We start from the raw sequence: 19,533 nt of genomic DNA, 5'->3' as shown, positions 1-19,533 counted from the left end.
ATAAGTAATTTTTACTCGATTTTATTCGGGTACCTGATGGAGAGAATTTTCGTTTACGCAATTCTCAGGACCTTCAGATTACTTTTGATACAGCCTCTCTTTGTTTATCGTTTTAATAATTTGAAAGCGTGTCCGGAGCTGTCGTTCAGGAATCCCCAGGCGGCCCATAAAATGGAGAGCGGTTCTATGCTGCGGCTCATTTCTATCTTTCCCATATCCGCCACATCATGCCAGCCGATCTGGTGCAGGAGGTTCACTACTTCCCGTTTGGCATCGATATTATTACCAGCAATAAACATAGTGGGTGCGCCTTCCTTAAAGTCGGGCAGCAACATTTTTTCGTGGCCGATACAACTGAGCGCCTTTACCACATTGGCGTCAGGAGGCAGCCAGGCTTGTATTTGTTCACCGGCGGAGTTGGTATGACCAATAGTGAAGGTAAGACGCCCGTTTTCATCGGGACCTTTGCCATCAAGCGGATTGGTAACATCCACCACTGTTTTGGATTTGAAGTTCCAAATGCCGGCGGCTTCAATGGCTTTTTTGGTACCTGCCCAGCTGGTACAGATCAGCAGTAGTTCCCCAAATTCGGCCGCCTGCCTGAAAGTACCGGCCATGGCCTGCTTTCCTTGCTTCTTTATCCATTGCTGCAGGGCTTCCCTCGAAGGGTTGCGGGTACCGATTGTAACATGATGCCCTGTTTGAATAAGCCCTTTACCAAGAGTTAATCCAACAGGTCCGCTTCCAAGGATACCGATTTTCATGAGCGAAGATTAAATTGAGCAGATAATAGTGCGAACTATGAAGATACTAAAAAGAACGAAGCGAATTTTGTCTGATTCAGGTCAGACAACCTTCGCGTATGCTTTGCACACGCGAAGCACTCGCTTTACTCATGCTCCGGTCGCGGAGATTACGCGGACAGGAGGTGGACTTGATCATGCAACCCTCTCCTGTAACAGGTATCCGAGGAATTTTTGCATCCCCTGCCGCTTCGCCGGTGTTAGCGGGTAGCTGATGTTATGAACATAATACGTGGTAAGATCGTATACTGCGTAAGGGTTTTCAGCCACTACTGCCGGGATGTTCTGTGTTCCGATGCCAGTAGCATGGTTGAACTCCTTTATAAATTCAGCCGGAAGGGGTTTGTTGCTGATCCAGGCCGCGAAGATAAAGGGCAGGCTGGTAAAACGCATCCAATACTCTGCCAGATCATAAATATACGGAGAAATTTTGCGTTGTTCCAAGGCGCGGTCGCCGATCACCAGCCCCGCATCGGTCCCCCTGATCTTATCCTGGTAGTCGCCGTTGGTGTCCACAAACTCCACATCCAGTTTCCAGTATTCACGTACCAGCACTTTCAGCAGCGCTACCGATGTACGGCTCTGGTAATCCAGGTAAATACGTTTGATCTCATTCAGCGGCACATCGCTGTATAAACAAACGGAGGCCACAGGTCCTTCCGCTCCGATACAATAATCTGCTATGATATGATATTCCTTCAGTTTAGGAATAATAGCTACCGGCACCAACGCTACATCCACCTCTCCATCTATCAGCTGCTGGGCTATTTTAGCGGGATAATCCATCGATAATTCCATCATCTCCATCACCGGATGACTCCTGAATCCATACAATAAAGGCTTCGTATTCAAATAACTTACAGCCGCAACTTTTACTTTCCGTTCCAATTTCAGTAATTTTGAAGCTGCAAAAGTAATTAAATCCCGGTTAACAAGTTCCAAATGAATAATTGTGGTCCTGTAAATCGGGATTTAGGGAGAACTTGCAGCCATTCAAACATGTTAATAGTAATACTGGAATACATACATTATGCAACTACAACCTTTAACTGCCATTTCTCCGCTGGACGGGCGCTATCGCAAACAACTGGACGAGCTGGCCAATTATTTTTCTGAATTTGCGTTGATCCGTTACCGTGTGATGGTAGAGGTGGAATATTTTATTGCGCTTTCAGAGCAGAAGCTGTTTACACTGCCTAAAGCCAAGTTCCCCGCCCTGCGTAAAATTTACCAGGAGTTCACCATCGAGAACGCACAACTGATCAAAGACACAGAGAAAATTACCAACCACGACGTAAAGGCAGTTGAATATTTCCTGAAAAATGAACTGAAAAACCTGGGCCTGGAAGATAAACTGGAATGGGTACATTTCGGCCTTACTTCACAGGACGTAAACAATACCGCTACCCCCCTTCTCTGGAAAGACGCCGTAGAACAGGTATATATGCCTGCCCTGGCCAACCTGATCCTGGAACTGAAGAAACTGGGATCATCATGGATGAAAGTGCCTATGCTGGCCCGTACTCACGGTCAGCCTGCCTCTCCTACCATTTTGGGTAAAGAGATCCTGGTGTTTGTAGAAAGACTGGAAGGACAGGTGAACCTGCTCAGCCACATTCCTTTTGCAGCAAAATTTGGCGGTGCTACCGGTAACTTCAACGCACATCATGTGGCTTTCCCAAAGATCAACTGGGAGAAGTTCGGCGAGAAATTCGTGAACACCACACTGGGACTGCAACGTATGAAGTATACTACACAGATTGAGCATTACGACAACATCTCTGCACAGTTTGATGCCCTGAAACGGATCAATACTATATTACTTGACTTCTGCCGCGACGTATGGACTTACATCTCCATGGATTACTTCAAACAGAAAATCAAGAAGAACGAAGTGGGCTCCTCCGCGATGCCGCATAAGGTGAACCCCATCGATTTTGAAAATGCAGAAGGTAACCTCGGTCTGGCTAACGCATTGTTTGAGCACCTGAGCGCAAAGCTGCCGGTTTCCCGCCTGCAGCGCGACCTGACCGATTCTACGGTATTGCGTAACCTCGGTGTTCCGTTTGGCCATACCCTGCTGGCTACAAAATCTATCCAGAAGGGACTGGAAAAACTGATCCTCAATGAAGCGAAACTAAAGGACGACCTGGAAAATAACTGGGCCGTGGTAGCAGAAGCAATTCAAACCGTATTACGCCGTGAAAACTACCCGCAGCCATATGAAGCCCTGAAAGAGCTTACCCGCGGCGGAGAACAGATCACACAGAAAAGCATGCATAAATTTGTGGACAGCCTGAAGATCAGCGCGGCCCTCAAAAAAGAACTGAAAGCCATTACACCACATAATTATACCGGTTTGTGGTAAATCTGAAACAGAAAAAGCTCCGTCTTACAGGACGGAGCTTTTTTTTGACTCCCGAAAGCAATTAATTAACTGCGATCAATGCGTTGGTAGCGTAATAGCCACGGTTAAACAAACGCTGTTCAATGTGTATTAATTTCTATTCCCCTCTTTTTTTGTTATTGGCAATCGCCGGTAACTCATCTCTCCCGCTGATAGAAATACATCGCCTGCATCAGGCCATACCAGCCACTGCATCAGGCATTTCCAGGGAAATGAATCTTGCTTGAAAACTACCGGGATACCGGGGGATAACAGCTCAGGGGTAGGTTCTAAAAGCTGATGCAAAGATATAGTATTACAAAATAATCATAGGCATTTTTTTGTTAATAACCAGTTAATGATAATGTAATGAAAACCGCGCTCAGAACACATCTTTAAGATGTTCCAGTTCATAGGTATCTCCCCAAAAGGTGATGGCAATAATATCGAAGCGGATAGCTACCGGGCTGAGATGATAATACTGGAGATAATCGGTGGCCACACTGCGGATATGTTCTTCCTTACGGGCATTCACAGCTTCCTCGGGCCATCCGAAGCGATCCGTGCTCCGTGTTTTTACCTCTATGAAATAGATCTGCGCTTCTTTTCCGGCGATGATATCAATTTCTTTCCTGCCTGATTTCCAGTTCACATGCAGGATGGTACAATAGCGGCGAACATATGCCTGTGCAATTAATTCGCCCTGTTGCCCCAGGGATAAGTGATTTGCCATTTTGTTGCTGGATTTGGGTATTACAAACAATTTACTTCCGGGTGTAGGGAATTATTTATTCCTAACACCTATTTTTGCAGGCATATAAAATTATCGATTCCCTGGTATTTAACAAGTAAACAGATTACTATATTATGAACTTATTCAGACTGGAAGGAAAAGTACAGCATTACGCATGGGGCGGATATAAATATATTCCCGAGCTGTTAGGTATTCCCCCTTCGGATCAGCCCAGCGCAGAATACTGGATGGGCGCGCATCCCAGCGCACCGTCCAATATCGCCACTGCCGGCGGACAGGTACCGTTGAATGAACTGATCAAAACGGACCCGGCTAACATTACCGGCCCCGCGGTTTGGGAACGGTTTAAGGAGCTGCCTTTTCTCTTTAAGATCCTGGATGTAAAAGATATGTTATCTATCCAGGTACACCCTACCAAAAGTGAAGCAGAGAAAGGATTTGCCAGGGAGAATGCAGAAGGTATCCCATTGAATGCGCCTTACCGCAATTATAAAGACGACAACCATAAGCCTGAAATTATGGTGGCGTTGAGCGAGTTTTATCTTCTTCACGGCTTCCTGCCGCATGAAAAATTACTGGAAGTACTGAAAACCGTTCCGGAGTTCATATCACTGGTAAGTATATACGAAAAAGAAGGTTATTATGGCCTGTATAAAAATGTAATGGAGATGCCGCAACCGCTGGTGAACATCATTCTCCGTCCACTGACAGACCGGGTGATCCTTCCCTACAAAGCAAACAAACTGTCTAAAACCGATCCTGGTTTCTGGGCAGCCCGTGCGGTGCTGAATGATCCAAACAGTAAAGACAAACTGGATCGTGGCATCTTCTCTATTTATTTCTTCAACATCATGCAGGTGCAGCCTGGCGAGGCTGTGTTCCAGGATGCAGGTATCCCCCACGCTTACCTGGAAGGCCAGAACGTAGAGCTGATGGCCAATTCAGACAATGTACTGCGTGGCGGTCTTACCCCTAAGCATGTGGATGTGCCCGAGCTGCTGAAGCATACCCGTTTTGAAGGCGTGCATCCGCATATTATTAAAGGCGATGTAAGCGCGGATGGCCTGGAAAGGATCTATCCTTCCCCGGCGCCGGATTTTGAAGTGAGTAAAATTGAGCTTAGCGCCGGACAGGTGTACAAGCATACCGCCAAAGCTGCGGAGATACTGATTGTAATAAAAGGCAGCGCCACTATTAAAGGCGAGGACACACTGGCGTTACAGAAGGGGCAATGCGCTTTTACAACGTATGGGGCCTCCTACGAGATCAGCACCGACGGAGCGGCGGAGTTGTTTAAGGCAACGGCGAATGTGTAGGATTTTGTCTGACTCACTGATTATGATGATTTCTTTGATTTTATTTTTTTGAGCTTATAAATATAAATAGTTAAGGGAGATGCGACGGATATATTCGCTTTATCTCCCTTAACTATTTTAAATAGCATCTAAAACAAAAAACTAAAAGTAAAAATCAAAGAAATCATCATAATCAGTGAGTCAGACAAAATCCGCGCCGATAACGATCACCGTTTTACCTTTGGCTTTCGCCTGCCGGCTTAGTGCAATGGCTGCCGGTGCATCTTCCAGCCTGATTTTATTTTCTACTGGGATGGTTAGTCCTCCGCGGTCGATGATAAGGGTGAGCGTATCCAGCGATGCGGCGCTGCCTTGTGTTTCGAAATTGCCTCCGTGCAGATTCCTGCTTTTCAGCGCTTCTTCTTTTGCTACAAAAGCGGTGGTGAGGGCGCCGCTGCCGGGTTTCAGCAAATCGAGGTGAGCTTCAAAATTTTCACTGTTGCTGATCAGGTCCAGCAGGCCATCAACCCCTTCGGGGTATTTTTCCTTTACCTGCCCGGTTAATGAGGCTGTTTTATAGTTGATGGTTTCAGCTGCCCCCAGCTTCTTCATTCTTTCTGCACCGGCTTCGTCGGAAACGGTAGCGATAACATGTATGCCCTGCGCTGCTGCCAGTTGTACAGCAAAGGAGCCTACGCCGCCGGTAGCGCCTACAATGAGCAGGGTATTGCCTTCCTGGAGGTCCAATTTATCCAGGAGTTGCTGGGCGGTCATACCGGAAGTAGGCACTGCTGCCGCTTCTACGGCAGATATACCGGACGGCGCTTTGGTAATACCTGATTTCTCCGGCACAATAGCATATTCCGCATAGGAGCCTTCCCCGATAGGGGAATGAATAAACTGGCCGTAGATCTTATCGCCTACCTTAAACCGGGTAACGCCCTCTCCCACTTCTTCTATGGTACCGGCGCCATCTACGCCCATAATAAGGGGGAACTGGTGTTTCGTTTTCCCGTCGTCCATAATGCCATCGATCATTTTCCAGTCGAACGGATTCATACCGGCGGCAGCTACCTTCACCAGCACTGTTCCCGGTCGTACTGCGGGTTTCGGAAGATCCATCACCACAGGAATGTCTTTGAATTTTGATACGGCTACGGCTTTCATAATCATATTTTTTTATGTAGATAGATGCGTTTACGGTTACAGTCTCGGATCCACGGGCTCACTCTCCAGCGCTAAAATACCAAATACGCATTGATGTACCAGCTGCAGAGGCGCATTATTTACAAACCGGTCCAGTCCCTCCAGGCCTAGCGCGAATTCCCGCAGTGCGAGGGAGCGTTTGCCCGACAACTTGCGGCTCCTCAGCCGGGTAAGATTTTCAGGCGCATCGTATTCAGGGCCATAAATAATACGGAGATATTCTTTTCCGCGGATCTTAACAGCAGGTTGTATAAGCCCTTTGGCATCTCGGGCAATAAAGGCAGCGGGTTTGATGACCATACCTTCCCCACCGGCGGCCGTAAGACTTTCCCACCAGCGGACTGCCGCCTGTTCACTGGCTTCATTGCCAATTTCCGCTTCAATAAAAGGCGTAGCAACCAGCAACTGTTCATTACCGGCGCAAATATCTCCGATGGCAGACATGTGCCAGGTATGATCCCTGTGGAAATACGTTTTGCCTTCTGTGGCCATAATATGGAATGGCGCCAGCTTATAATCGTCCAGCGATTCCACCGGCCAGCAATACTGGCGGTAAGCTTTTACATAACTGCTGGTTTGCTCCTGGCGGCGGGAATACTTTTCCAGCAATGCCTGTGCCGGAACGCCCTGTGTAACTGCCTGCAGCAAGGCTTCCACCACTACGGGCAACGAATGTGCCGCCGCCGCTCCCACAGCTGCATATTGCTGCTGCAGCAATGCCTGGGCTTTTGCGCTCCAGGGCATCAGCTCTGCATCCAGGCAAACCCAGTCGGTTTCAAAGGTATCATAGAAACCTGTGTTGATCAAAGCTGTATTAATACGGGCAATGAAATCCTGTTCCGTTTGCTTATCATTGAAAAAGCTACGGCCGGTTCTCGTATATACGATACCGTTACCTTCCCCGGTAACGCCAAACCGTTTTACCGCTGTTGCTTCATCCCGGCAAACGATTACCACTGCGCGGGAGCCCATGTGTTTTTCCTCACAAATCACTTTGCTGATACCTGCATCCCTGTAATATTGCAACCCCTCTGCCGGGTGCTCCAGCATTCCTTCTTCCCGGCTGGTTTCGGCGGGCGACATGGTAGGCGGCAGGTATATCAGCCACCGCGGGTTGACAGCAAAACGGCTCATAGCTTCCAGTGCCGCAATACTGTTTTCTTCCCGGATGGTGATACTGTGGCTGTAACGGGTTTCCAGGATCTTCTTCCCGGTAAAATCATCTATATCCAGTACATTATCATATTGCTGTTCTATACTCAATGCGCTATCTGCGTTATAGCCAATAGGACGGGCAGGCACTGCATACTGCTCCAGTGCAGGCACTGCTACCAACACTCTTTCCGGGTAACGCAGGGCGGTAAGGGTAGCGCCAAACACGCAACCGGTGTCTATATCAATGATATTGTTCAGGAACTTAGCCTGAGGTACCGGCGTGTGGCCATATACCACCATGGCTTTGCCTTTGTATTCCAGCGCCCAGTTGTATCTGACCGGCAGGCCGAATTCATCTGTTTCCCCGGTGGTTTCACCATACAAACAGAATTCCCTTACAGCGCCGGAGCCGCGCCCCTGCATATTTTCCTTCAAACCGGCATGGGCTACCACCAGCTTGCCGTCGTCCAGCACATAATGGCTTACAAGGCCATCCAGGAACAGCTTCACTGCTTCCAGGAATTCCGGCGTTTCATCTGCCAGCTGGGCTACAGTTTGTTCCAACCCATAACGCAGCTGCACATTTTTACCAATCAGGTAACGAAGCAGTTTGGCATCGTGGTTACCCGGTACACAAAGGGCCTGCCCGTTATTTACCATGTTCATTACCAACCGCAGTACCTGTGGTGATTTCGGGCCACGGTCTACCAGGTCGCCCACCAGCACCGGTTTGCGAAACTGCGTATGTCCTTCTCCGTTAGTAATTGCCGGCGCACTGATCAGGGTATAGTTATCTTTATCTACCTGGTAACCCAGTGTATCCAGTAAGGCACACAGCTCATCATAGCAGCCATGCACATCTCCTATTATATCAAAAGGCCCGTGCTCTTCCTTCTTATTATTATACAAGGGTGTACGGGCAATGGTTTCCAGCTGCGACACCTGTTCCGGTGAATGAAATTCAAACACATGACGGAACCCTTCTTCCCGGAGGTGACGGATCCCGCGCCGGAGCTGACTGATCTGCTGGGGGATCACATGGTTACCGAAGTTCCGGTCGCCGCGAAAACTGTTGCGTTCCTTGCATACATGCTCCGCCATGTTGAGCACAATAGCTACTGGCAGCACATGATATTCCCTTGCCAGTTTTACCCATTCCTTACGGGCTTCCGGTTGTACGTTGGTGGCATCGATCACTGTAAGCAAACCCAGTTTCAGCCGCTTTGCCGCTATAAACCGTGCTACTTCAAAAGCATCAGCAGAAACGGCCTGGTTGTTTTCATCATCGCTGATCAAACCCCGGCAAACATCTGAAGAAATAATTTCAGTAGGTTTGAAAAAATTGCGGGCAAAAGTGGACTTACCGGCTCCTGAAGGGCCGATCAATAATACCAGTGATAGTTCCGGTATGGTGATATGTGATAATTGTCTATTTCTGCGGGACATAAAATTCCTCTCTGATTCTGATCAGCAGTGATGCAGCCAGCTCAGGGTCCGGTTGATCCGGAAGATCTGAAGCTGCATACAGCTGTTCCATGTCATTTAATTTACGGGTAGCCATTTCCAGCAACTCCTCATAGCTGAACTCCCCATTGCGGATACGCAGCAGGAAATCGCGGTCGTTGCGGTACACGCGTACTTCCTTATGCAATGCAATTTCTTCTGCCATTGTAAGAAGCCGGAAAGTATGCATTATATGTTTGCTGTCGTAATCTGCGCCCAGTTCCCTGTTATGTTCATAACGGGCTTCATTGCGCAGTTCCACCCATTGCCAGTAAGTGGCAAAGTCCTTACAGTACACCGTATAGCCATCCTTGTTAAATTGCATGATGGCCAGCGGGTCTGCTTCTGCCGGAACGCTGCTGAGCTGTACATCATTGGCATCTGCGCCGGAAAAGATCCCTTTAAAAATAACCCCCTGCCCAAACTGGCTGTTGTGATACAAGGCATATACATCCCGGAAATGATCAATGCGGGCGAGGCCGCAATCTTCCTGCTCCAGGTTATTTTCGTGCAGCCATTTCCGTAAGGGAACACTTCCGGCGCCAGCTATTACGTAGCAGAACTCCATCACATCTTTCCGTTCTGTTCCGTGCGACTGGTTAATCTTTTTATTCAGTCCTTTGGCTTTTTTTATTTGTGTTTTGGCGTAGCCGGCAAATGTTTCCAGGCATAGCTTCGACAGGAAATCCTCAGGCCGCACCAGGTTCATGAGCGGGTGCCGGAACAGCTGGTTGTTATTGGTGGTACTTAACAGCTCCAGGATATTGGGATTATTTTTCTCCAGGAGTTCCAGGAAGCGTTTTATTTCAAAGTATACTTCATCGTTGCTTTGATTGGCCACCTGCGGTGTATAGGTCATGCCATACAATTCCTTTTGCGGCAGTATGAACACGCCTTTGATATCTGTATCAGACGTGGGCACCTGCAGGTTATAGGCCCTGCTGCCACTGATGCATTCCAGCAGGATGTATTCCCGTTGTTGTTTCAGCGATTCAAAAGTCATACGAAATATATTTCCGGAAAAGCTGATCCAGCTCCGTGGTATCATTTTTTACCGCCGGCAGTTCTGCCGCCTGCATCTTACAATCTTCCAATGCATACGCCATCCACTGATGCAGCACCGGATCCGGCGTTATAGTGGCTTGCTCGTCTGCACCGGCTTTTATTTCCAGCAGCTTATCGATGGTAGCCTGGATGGCTGCATCCGTTATCAGCGTACGCAGCGGTGCAAACTCCATGGGAGGCACGCCTTTGCCGGCCAGGATCCACTGGCAGGCCAGTAGCGGGCGCAACACATAAAAGTATTTCTTCAGTTTCACCGCCTCTCCCTTTAATTCATTGGAGAAAACATTGAAGGCCATGGACAGGTAGTGATGACAACCTGAGCGTGGAGAAAAATATTTCCCCATGAGACCTGTCATGGTTTGTTTAAAGTCTGTTTCCTCCTGGTAAATAATGGGCGATTGGAACCATTCGTACAGCGGGGCATTGGATTTCAGGAATAGCTGTAATCCTTTGCGGATATCCCATCCGCTGATGTCGAGCACTTCATCCACCGGTAGCTCAATTACATCACGCGGTTCTGTGATGCTCAGGTAACTATCCCTGTGCCGGGTATAAATATAGCGCACATCGTAATCGCTGTCTGGTGAAGCAAAGCCCCAGGCGCGGCTGCCCGACTCGCAGGCGTACAATACTTTTACCTGGTGTTCCTGTTCCAGTTCCTTTATCTTTTCTAAAATAATGTCTCTCATAATGATCGTTTAAATAAAGCCAGTTGACTGGGACCTCCCAGCGTTTCATCTGTTTCCCCCAATGGCCGGAAGGATACTGTATAACCAAATTGTGCGGCCACCCGGTTTCCCCATGTTTCAAATTGTGCGCGTGTCCATTCAAAGCGGTGATCACCATGCCGGAATGCGCCTGCGGACAGCTTTTCGTACAATGCGTTGTATTCAGCATTCACGGTGGTAATGATCACATGTAACGGGCGTGCGTATTCAAATACTACTTTTTCAAGTGCAGATAGCCGTGGCTCGTCCAGGTGCTCGATCACTTCCACCAATACGCCCGCATCAAAACCTGAAAGTCGTTTATCCCTGTACGTTAGTGAGCCATGGATGAGCTGTATGCGGTTGCGTTGCATTTCAGGAAGACGGTCCGGCTTCAGTTTATCCATGGCTATTTCCAGCGCATGATAACTTACGTCCATCCCCAGGATCTTTTTGAACTGCGGTTTTTCCATGAGCAGGCGGAGCAGCTTTCCTTCCCCGCAACCCATATCTGCTACGGTAGCTACATTCAGTTCCTGGAGTATATCCCTTACCGTTAGTAATCGCAGGTCGTGCAGTTTTACTTTATCCTTTGCCGGTTTTTCCTCCTCCGGCAATGCCTCATCTTTCATGATCAGCTCCAGCGCCTGTTTTGCAAGCGGTGCAATGTGCCGGAGATAGCGCCGTGTAATAAGCTCTCTGGCGGGATGTGTATCCAGCCAGCCCTCTCCTTTCTCCATCAGTTTTTCAATTTCATGGCCTCCCACGAAATAGTGTTTGTCGTTATCACATACCGGCACCAGGATGTACAGCTGCCTCAGGATCGTTTTAAGCGGCAGCGTATGGCGCAGGGTCATGTTGAAGTAGCGGCTCTGCCCCCATTCGGGATACTGTTCATCCAGCAGGTGCGATTGCACTGTTACTTCATAGCCCAGGGGCTCAAAGAACTGGCGCAGCAACGGCTCTCCGCCCTTCACGGGTAAAACGGACAGGTTTATTTCAAAGGGAATGGCTTCCTCCACCAGGTGGGGCTTGTCTTTACAACGCCCGTTCATCGCAGTGGCGTAGGCCTGCGCAATGGCGGCGCTCATAAACGATGAAGCCACATACGGGCGGTCGTTCACATATTGTTCCAGTGTAAAGTCGTTGCCTTTCCCATTGCCACGTACCAGTCGCACAGGATCAATATCCAGTAACAAAGCAGCGGTGCAGGAATGGTCTGTTGCTTCCGGGTAAAAGATATGCGCACTCCCTGCAGTCAGTTCAACCGTTTGTACTTTTGCGGGATGTTTGTGCAACAGATAACCCAGGTCTGTAGCGGGGTAACGTTTAGTCGTAATAGTCAATAACATTGGTCAGCTGTGTTCTTCCCCGAACACTAATTTTATAGAAATAGTGCCGAAGATATTATTTTTTGTGTGAGAATAGCGTTAAATATTTTGTTATCTCAATTAGTCTACTATATTTGTAGACTAATAGTTAAACCTTTAAATCTTCCGGTTATGCCCGATAAGCCATTACATTTCGACACCTTACAGGTACATGCAGGCTACCAGCCCGAATCCTCTACCCATGCGGCTGCAGTGCCTATTTACCAAACAACTTCCTATACATTCGACAGTGCGGAGCATGCGGCCGACCTGTTCCAGCTGAAACAGTTTGGGAATATTTATACCCGCATCATGAATCCTACCACAGACGTTTTTGAGAAAAGAGTGGCGGCGCTGGAAGGTGGTGTAGGCGCATTGGCGGTGGCTTCCGGGCAGGCGGCGCAGTTTATAGCTTTGCATAATATCCTGTTGCCGGGAGATAATTTTGTTACTTCTTCTTACTTATACGGCGGCACTTTTAACCAGTTTAAAGTAAGCTTCAAGCGTATAGGTGTGGAGGCCCGTTTTGCGGATCTTGATAACCCGGAGAGCTTTGAAGCGCTGATCGATGAAAAAACAAAAGCGATCTATGTGGAAACCATTGGTAATCCAGGGTTTGCCGTTCCTGATTTTGAAAAGATCAGCGCAATTGCGCGTAAACATGATATCCCGCTGGTGGTGGATAATACCTTTGGTGCGGCAGGTTATTTAAGCCGTCCGCTGGAACATGGCGCCAACGTGGTAGTGGAAGCTGCCACCAAATGGATTGGCGGGCATGGCACCAGCATTGGCGGTATCATTGTGGATGGAGGCAACTATAACTGGGGCAATGGTAAGTTTGTGCAGTTCAGCGAGCCGGATGAAGCTTATCATGGTATGAAGTTCTGGGAAGTGTTCGGATCGCACAGCCCGTTTGGCAATATTGCGTATATTATCCGTGCGCGTGTGGCCGGCTTAAGGAGCTGGGGACCGGCACTGGCGCCACAGAACTCTTTCCTGTTCCTGCAGGGCCTGGAAACCCTCTCGCTTCGCGTACAACGGACGGTAGACAATGCCCTTGCGCTGGCACAATGGCTGCAGCAACATCCGCAGGTGGAATCTGTTAACTACCCCGGGTTACCGGATAATAAATATCATGCACTGGCGAAGAAGTACCTGCAAAATGGCTTTGGCGGCGTATTGAGCTTTAAGATCAAAGGAGGAAAGGAAACGGCAGATAAATTCGTACAGGCATTAAAGTTAATATATCATCTTGCCAACGTAGGCGATTCCAAAACACTGATCATCCATCCTGCCACTACCACCCACCAGCAGCTCAGCGAGGAAGAGCAAAGGAAAGCAGGTGTAGCGCCCGGCGTATTGCGTATTTCGCTGGGTATTGAACATATCAGTGATATTAAGGGAGATATTGAACAGGCGTTCCGGTCGGTAGCATAAAACAGTGTCCGTGGTTGCTGTAATTGTTTACAGCAACCACGGTTTATTCATTGTCCTTTTTACCAAGTTTGATCTTTACTTTTCCATCTTTTTCAGATACTGCGCGCAGGTGTATTATAATCCCCTTCCTGCTGCGTTTACGTTTTTCTTCCATATCGGTTACCGCTGAATCTTTAGCGGGGTTCCTCAATGGAATGGCCAGGTTGATATTGGTAGCCGCGTTTATCCCGTAAACCCCGTCCACATCAATATTGATAGCACTGGACGCGATACGCATGGGCGGGATCAGTATTTTGTTTCCCTGCACCTGCAAGGTATTGGACAGGTCTTCGATAGTGATACTGTCGAGATGACGCTTGCGGAAAGCAAAGTTGCCAATATCCGCCAGTGGGCCGAAGTTGACAAGAGCGCCGTTCCTCAGGTTAAAATTGATGGTGCCATAGAGAGAATTCTTTGCAAGACTTCCGTTATCCAGTACGTTTCCTTTCAGGTTCACTTTCGCTGAAACATTTCCTTTCAGGTTCTCCGATTTGAGGGACGACATCCCGAAGTTATCGAATGCGTAAAACAGCTGGCTGATATACACATTATTCACGGTGGCATTCATGTTGAAGTTATTGTTATTTCCCTGCTGGTGAAGCATTCCGGTCATTTGCATATTTCCGCCTGCATGCTGCAGGGCAATCTGTTTTAACAGTATATCCGTACTCGTTAGTTGCAGGGAGGCTTTCACATTCTGCGCGATAAAACGCTGATAGATGATCTTATCCAGCTGCACCTGCATCACTACATTGCTGGAAGCCAGTACCACATCCAGTTGCCGGCTCACGCGGCTCATCCTGGCTTTCTGCTGACTGCGGGAGGCTTTCACCTTCCGGCGCGGCGCCAGGAAGCTTTTGAATTCATTCAGGTCTGCCAGCTGGCTGCGGATATTCCAGGTGAGCTCAATTTTTTCCGGCGTGGTGAAGTACAGGTTAAGGAGGTTCTTTACCATCCCATCCATTTGCAGGTTACTTTTCTCTGTTTTTATGCGGATGTTTTCCAGCAGCAGGTCCTGCCCCGTAAAGCGCAGGGAGGCATTGGCATCATGAAAAGATAAGTTACGCGGCAGATAGGTGAATGCGCCCTGTTTTACCTGCACTACCCCTTCCAGGGAAGAAGGCGTATTATCGCTGGCCAGCACAGGGCCTGTGTAATACAGGTCGGCATTGGCACTGCCTTCCTTGAATAATACCGGGCTTTCGTCGGTCCCGCTGTTCAGGTTCGTTAGCGGGAAATCCGAGCGGAAATGCCCGCGCAGCAATGGCTGCTTCAGGTTCACCACCCGGATGGTATCTGCTTTCAGCGGCACTCCCGCCAGGCTGGCGCTCAATCCAAAAATATTCACAGCGGAATTTTCATCGTTATGGCCCTGGCCCGGTAACACTTCGTTGTTAAACCTCCCTGTAAAATTACAGTTGGTCCATTCTCCCATAGTGCTCACCAGTACGTTGTTGGTGGTTTTCCAGGTAATAAGCACTTTGGGGGTATCCCGGTATTTCATATAACCGTCGAGGTTAGCTTCCGCATCCAGCGGTTTGGTGAGGGTAATGCTGCTTAGTTTCGTACTGATATTGGGCGACAACCAGGAGGCTGCATCATGCAGCAATACCTGGTTGGCATTAATTTTCAGGCGGAAAGGCGGTGGTTTTTCACCAAAGCCAAACTGCCCGGTGATCAGCACCGGGTGGTCATCTATCCGGATCTCCTGCTGTGGTATATGGAGGATCTTTGTGCGTTTGTTAAAGATAACGGAGAGGTTTAACTGCAGTTTTTTATCTTTCAGATAACTTCCTTTAGCAGTATTAAAAGCAAAACTTTTTGACAGGATATCCGATATCATGGTAAACTGGACGCTGGTATCAGTAGCATTCATTTTGCCATCCAGCTGGGGTACATCCAGCTGGAATAGTTTAAACTTCTGCCGGTTATCTATAATAAAACTGATATTCTTTAATGTCAGCTTGCTGATGCTGGCATCCTTTGAACCTTTGCTTTTCTTTTCCGGGGGCGTTTTCCGTTGCAGCACATAGGTGTTGGAATAGCCGCTGGTATCGGTATAGAGGAAAACAGTACCATCCTGCAGGCTGATCTCATTCACATCTACGTGCTTGCGTAACAGTGATAACGTGTTCACCCGTACGAAAATATAATTCACATCCAGCAATGGGTGATGGTGCTGCTGAAAAAGGCTGTCTTCCAGCACCACTTTCTTCAAAGCGATGGATACGTTGGGAAAGCTCTTCAACAGGGAAGGTTCCATATCCCCGATACGTATATTGCCGCTCAGGCGATCATTCAGCTGGGAGGTGATCTGTTTCAGGAAATTGCCTTTGTTGGCATGTATGTACCAGGTCATCCCCAGGAATAACAACAACAGGAGTGCGATAAATATACCGCCGGTAATAAGGATGATCCGGAGCCATTTTCTCATGTGGAAAGGGTTTATCTGCTATAACAGCCTGAGCTGCTAAACAGTTCACCAACCCATAAAAACCATGCCCGTTCCACAGAGTGTAACAGCGGCGCCGCTGATGGCCGCCATGTATCTCTCAGTGGCAACGGGTTTCATGAGGGAAAAACCATAATATCCCAACAACACCATGATGATCATGGTAAGGATCGTAAAAAATGTAAACGTGGCAATCAGCATCACAATGCCGGGTACAGACTGTTGCGCTGCGGGATAAAATAGCAAAGGCAGTAATGGTTCCGATGGCCCCATTACAAATATTACAAACAGGATCCAGGGCGTTACCCGGATCCTTTTCTGAGGCGCCACATACGCTTCATTATGCCGGTGCTGGTACACGTACATATCGCCGTCATCGTACACATCAAAGTGTTTATGCGGCCTGTTGGCGATAGCCTTATACAATCCCCAAATGAGGTAAAAAAGCCCCAGTACCAGCAATGCCCATCCCGCCATGCCGCCCCGTACTTCGGTAATGGTGGTAAAACGGGACAACTGCCATCCCAGCAGCACCCCTATCATACCAATAACCAGTGAGCTCATTACATGGCCGAGGCCACAGAGGGCCGTCCACCCGATAGTTTTGGCCACCGACCATTTACGGGTGCGGGAAAAAACGATAAAGGGTACATAATGATCCGGCCCCGAGGCTGTATGGAGACAGCTGATAGTAACCGCAGTCAGTAATAAACTGTTATCGATAAATGACATACTGTTGTTTTAAACAGGTAAATATTTCGCCAGTTGCTGCTGGCATTCAAATAGTTGTTCCCCGCTGTGCCCCAGCATTCTTACCATGATACCATTACCGGCGGTGCGGGTAACGCCGGCAAGCAGGCCGGGTTGTTGTTCCAGGTAACGGTGAAGGTTATCCGTAGTTTCCTGCAGGGATATTCCTTCACGGGTATCAACATACAGGAAAGTGGCCTGGTGGGTATATCCTTCCATCCAGCCCATTGCCTGGAAATCGGTAACACCGGGTTGCATCAGGAGGTTATCCATCAGCAACAGCTGGGTTCCTGAAAACACCCGGGTAATGCTGTGCAGCTTTTTAAACCGGAACACTTCCCCGTTGAGCTTACGCCCACAGGTAATGATCTCTCCCCATACTAGGCGGCAATTATCCGACAGGCGCAGGTTCGTATAACCGGTATAGGCAGCCTTTTCATGCGGTACCAGCGGGTGCGGCAAAAAGGTGAAGGTGCTGCCGCTTTGCAGTCGTACCTCCATTTCGTGGATAGCGCCTGTTTCCATGTTAAACAGCCGCTGGTAGGCCTGTGTTTGCAGGTGTAAAGCGGTGCTGGCAGCTACAGTGATATCTACCCTGTAATGGTCTTTATCCAGCATGCCGGGGGAAGAGCTCATCATCATGAGGCGCAGTACCGGGTCGCTGCGTTCTTCCCGCACATTGGCAATTTTAAAAGGCCTTGTACAGAAGCACTCTTTCAGGTAAGTACTATCCTCCCTTTTTCCCGTCAATATCTTCAGTTCACTGATCATGTAAGGAGATTAGGCGCTGCAATATCTTCCAGTAAGGCGTATCTCTTAATCCAGTTGATCACGTTATCGAGCCCTGTGCCGCTCATAAGGTCCGTGAATACGAAAGGCTGCCCGTTCCTCATTTTGCGGGCATCCCTCTCCATCACGCCGAGGTCGGCATGTACATAGGGCGCCAGGTCAATTTTATTGATCACCAGCAGGTTGGAGCGGGTAATACCGGGGCCTCCTTTACGGGGTATTTTATCTCCTTCTGCCACGTCTATTACAAAGATGGTCACATCTGCCAGGTCGGGGCTGAAAGTGGCGGAAAGGTTATCGCCACCGCTTTCTATGAACACAATTTCAATATCCGGGAAGCGGCGCACCATTTCTTCCACGGCCTCCAGGTTCATACTGGCATCTTCGCGGATAGCTGTGTGCGGGCAGCCGCCCGTTTCCACACCGATGATCCTTTCCGGGGGCAGCAGGCTGTTCTTTGTCAGGAACTCTGCATCTTCCTTTGTATAAATATCATTGGTGATAACAGCTACCTGGTAGTGTGGGGCCATTTGCCTTGTTAACCGTTCAATGAGGGCCGTTTTACCAGAACCTACCGGGCCGGCCACTCCTACTTTTATATATTCTCTGCTCATGGTATGAATAATTATAATTACGACATATACAAGCGGCTGTACAAGCGTTCGTGTTGCATGCTACGGATATCAAATGCAGCATTGCAAAGCCCGAGCAATGATTTATCCGGTTGTATGGTAGCTTCTGTCAGTTCTTCCAGTAAAGGTTGCAGGTCAAAGATGATGTCCTGTCCGTCCATTTGCCCCAGCGGCACCAGTTTCACACAGTTGGTTATCATGCCCATGGCTGCGTTGTAATAAAACCCAAACAAAGCGGCACGCAATGAGATACCGGTGAGCTGTGCATAGATCCCGAATGCCAGGCTGTAATGCGGGCTGCTGCCAGCTTCCGTTTCAAACTGCCTTACCATGCTGCTGAGGTACCTGCGACTAAAAATACGCGTGAGCCGGGCGCCCAGTTTCTGGCTGGCTTCCCGTAGCTCCCGCGGCGCTTTTACGGCGTTACACAGTTGTTGCAGCTCCAGCAGTTCGTCCAGGTTATTTTGAGCGGTAGCCGTATAGGCCAGGCTCATAAATGCGGCATCGTTATAGCGCAGATTATTTTGCAGCATATTACGTACAAAGGTGGCAGCGGTGGCGGTATTGTTCACCAGGCCCTGTTGCACAAAGGTTTCCAGCCCGGCAGAATGCGTATAGCCGCCGATAGGCAGCGTGCTGTCTGCCAGGTGTAATAAGCTGCCCGGGTAATGCTGTTCCATATGTTTTATTTTGACGCCAGTTCCAGGATCTTTTCAAAAAACGAAGGCCCGCTGTTCCCGTGCGTATGTGGTTGCACGTTAGTACGCAGGATGTGCAGCAGTTTGCGCCTTTCTTTTTCCACAGGGTAACCGGCGGCATGCAGCCAGCGGTACAGCGGCTCATCGGCAGGTATAAGCAATTGCTCTTCTTCGAGGAAAAGCGGCAGGTGTTTGTTGCCGATCTCGTAGCATACCTTTGCCATTTCCCCCATGTTGCGCGGACTGATCACAATGGCTTCACAGGGAAGTATGTCTACCACGATCATCAGTTCATCGTCCTGGTAAACGATATCATTTTGCCGCAGGTGCTGTCCTTCCCTTGTAAACTTCAATGCCACCTCACGCCCGCCGGCAGTGTGTTTGCGCTGGATGCGCCTGGAGGTTTCAAACCATTCCAGCGGCAGCAGGTCTGTTTCCTTACTACTGCGTGTGTGCGTATCCGTATTTCCAATGATCTCCCTTACCAGCATA

Annotated in this window: 17 protein-coding genes; 3 read left to right on the top strand and 14 right to left on the bottom strand. The window is 48.8% G+C overall.

The genetic code is table 11. The features are described 5' to 3' along the window. Nucleotides 1–104: 104 nt before the first annotated feature. Together FN124_RS22470 and FN124_RS22465 are read right to left on the bottom strand one after the other, a co-directional pair. Entirely contained in the window at nucleotides 105–764 is a 660-nt protein-coding gene (locus FN124_RS22470; RefSeq protein ID WP_142687016.1) for an NADPH-dependent F420 reductase, read from the bottom strand. Between the two features lie 174 nt (nucleotides 765–938). Further along, nucleotides 939–1,691 carry a menaquinone biosynthetic enzyme MqnA/MqnD family protein gene (locus FN124_RS22465; RefSeq protein WP_142687015.1) on the bottom strand — a complete coding sequence of 251 codons (753 nt, stop codon included), beginning with the start codon at nucleotides 1,689–1,691 and terminating at the stop codon, nucleotides 939–941. Between the two features lie 142 nt (nucleotides 1,692–1,833). Here FN124_RS22465 and purB point away from each other — a divergent pair, with 142 nt between their 5' ends. Next, nucleotides 1,834–3,171 (top strand): adenylosuccinate lyase, encoded by a 1,338-nt coding sequence (gene purB / locus FN124_RS22460; RefSeq protein ID WP_142687014.1) that lies wholly within the window; start codon nucleotides 1,834–1,836, stop codon nucleotides 3,169–3,171. Between the two features lie 400 nt (nucleotides 3,172–3,571). Here the strand turns inward: purB and FN124_RS22455 are convergent, their stop codons facing one another. After that, a complete protein-coding gene (locus FN124_RS22455) occupies nucleotides 3,572–3,922 on the bottom strand; it encodes a YraN family protein (RefSeq protein WP_142687013.1) in 351 nt (116 codons plus the stop codon). A gap of 134 nt (nucleotides 3,923–4,056) precedes the next feature. Between FN124_RS22455 and manA the strand changes: the two genes are divergently transcribed. After that, nucleotides 4,057–5,259 carry a mannose-6-phosphate isomerase, class I gene (manA, locus tag FN124_RS22450; RefSeq protein ID WP_142687012.1) on the top strand — a complete coding sequence of 401 codons (1,203 nt, stop codon included), beginning with the start codon at nucleotides 4,057–4,059 and terminating at the stop codon, nucleotides 5,257–5,259. Between the two features lie 180 nt (nucleotides 5,260–5,439). Here manA and FN124_RS22445 read toward each other — a convergent pair whose 3' ends face one another. From FN124_RS22445 to FN124_RS22425, 5 genes are read right to left on the bottom strand one after another with little or no spacing between them, the layout of a single operon-like run. Then, nucleotides 5,440–6,405, bottom strand: coding sequence for an NADP-dependent oxidoreductase (locus tag FN124_RS22445; protein WP_185937324.1), 966 nt, complete (start codon nucleotides 6,403–6,405; stop codon nucleotides 5,440–5,442). A gap of 36 nt (nucleotides 6,406–6,441) precedes the next feature. Then, nucleotides 6,442–9,045 (bottom strand): polynucleotide kinase-phosphatase, encoded by a 2,604-nt coding sequence (locus FN124_RS22440; protein WP_142687010.1) that lies wholly within the window; start codon nucleotides 9,043–9,045, stop codon nucleotides 6,442–6,444. Next, nucleotides 9,029–10,105 (bottom strand): DNA polymerase beta superfamily protein, encoded by a 1,077-nt coding sequence (locus tag FN124_RS22435; RefSeq protein WP_142687009.1) that lies wholly within the window; start codon nucleotides 10,103–10,105, stop codon nucleotides 9,029–9,031. Before FN124_RS22435 ends, FN124_RS22440 begins: the two co-directional genes overlap by 17 nt. Then, nucleotides 10,095–10,856, bottom strand: coding sequence for a nucleotidyltransferase domain-containing protein (locus FN124_RS22430; RefSeq protein ID WP_142687008.1), 762 nt, complete (start codon nucleotides 10,854–10,856; stop codon nucleotides 10,095–10,097). The genes FN124_RS22435 and FN124_RS22430 overlap by 11 nt, the downstream gene beginning before the upstream one ends. Next, nucleotides 10,853–12,226 (bottom strand): 3' terminal RNA ribose 2'-O-methyltransferase Hen1, encoded by a 1,374-nt coding sequence (locus tag FN124_RS22425; RefSeq protein ID WP_142687007.1) that lies wholly within the window; start codon nucleotides 12,224–12,226, stop codon nucleotides 10,853–10,855. The genes FN124_RS22430 and FN124_RS22425 overlap by 4 nt, the downstream gene beginning before the upstream one ends. 150 nt (nucleotides 12,227–12,376) lie before the next feature. Here FN124_RS22425 and FN124_RS22420 point away from each other — a divergent pair, with 150 nt between their 5' ends. Then, nucleotides 12,377–13,681, top strand: a complete 1,305-nt coding sequence (locus tag FN124_RS22420; protein WP_142687006.1) for an O-acetylhomoserine aminocarboxypropyltransferase/cysteine synthase family protein — start codon at nucleotides 12,377–12,379, stop codon at nucleotides 13,679–13,681. A gap of 43 nt (nucleotides 13,682–13,724) precedes the next feature. On the opposite strand, the gene FN124_RS22415 is transcribed toward FN124_RS22420, so the two are convergent. The 6 genes from FN124_RS22415 to ureE are packed head-to-tail and all read right to left on the bottom strand — an operon-like array spanning nucleotide 13,725 to nucleotide 19,532. Beyond that, nucleotides 13,725–16,154 (bottom strand): AsmA family protein, encoded by a 2,430-nt coding sequence (locus FN124_RS22415; protein ID WP_142687005.1) that lies wholly within the window; start codon nucleotides 16,152–16,154, stop codon nucleotides 13,725–13,727. A 45-nt stretch (nucleotides 16,155–16,199) separates the two neighbouring features. After that, nucleotides 16,200–16,904 (bottom strand): hypothetical protein, encoded by a 705-nt coding sequence (locus FN124_RS22410; protein WP_142687004.1) that lies wholly within the window; start codon nucleotides 16,902–16,904, stop codon nucleotides 16,200–16,202. Nucleotides 16,905–16,913: 9 nt separating this feature from the next. Next, nucleotides 16,914–17,693 carry an urease accessory protein UreD gene (locus tag FN124_RS22405; protein ID WP_142687003.1) on the bottom strand — a complete coding sequence of 260 codons (780 nt, stop codon included), beginning with the start codon at nucleotides 17,691–17,693 and terminating at the stop codon, nucleotides 16,914–16,916. Then, nucleotides 17,690–18,325: an urease accessory protein UreG gene (gene ureG, locus FN124_RS22400; protein WP_142687002.1), complete on the bottom strand. Its 636-nt coding sequence runs from the start codon at nucleotides 18,323–18,325 to the stop codon at nucleotides 17,690–17,692. Before ureG ends, FN124_RS22405 begins: the two co-directional genes overlap by 4 nt. 17 nt (nucleotides 18,326–18,342) lie before the next feature. Beyond that, nucleotides 18,343–19,023, bottom strand: coding sequence for an urease accessory protein UreF (locus FN124_RS22395; protein ID WP_142687001.1), 681 nt, complete (start codon nucleotides 19,021–19,023; stop codon nucleotides 18,343–18,345). 5 nt (nucleotides 19,024–19,028) lie between these two features. Continuing rightward, nucleotides 19,029–19,532: an urease accessory protein UreE gene (gene ureE / locus FN124_RS22390; protein ID WP_142687000.1), complete on the bottom strand. Its 504-nt coding sequence runs from the start codon at nucleotides 19,530–19,532 to the stop codon at nucleotides 19,029–19,031. Nucleotide 19,533: the final 1 nt, after the last annotated feature.

It is taken from the genome of Chitinophaga polysaccharea (assembly GCF_902150045.1).
GTDB classification, from domain to species: domain Bacteria; phylum Bacteroidota; class Bacteroidia; order Chitinophagales; family Chitinophagaceae; genus Chitinophaga; species Chitinophaga polysaccharea_A.
The sequence above is the reverse complement of the archived record's forward strand: the minus strand, read 5'-3'. Positions and strand labels throughout refer to the sequence as shown.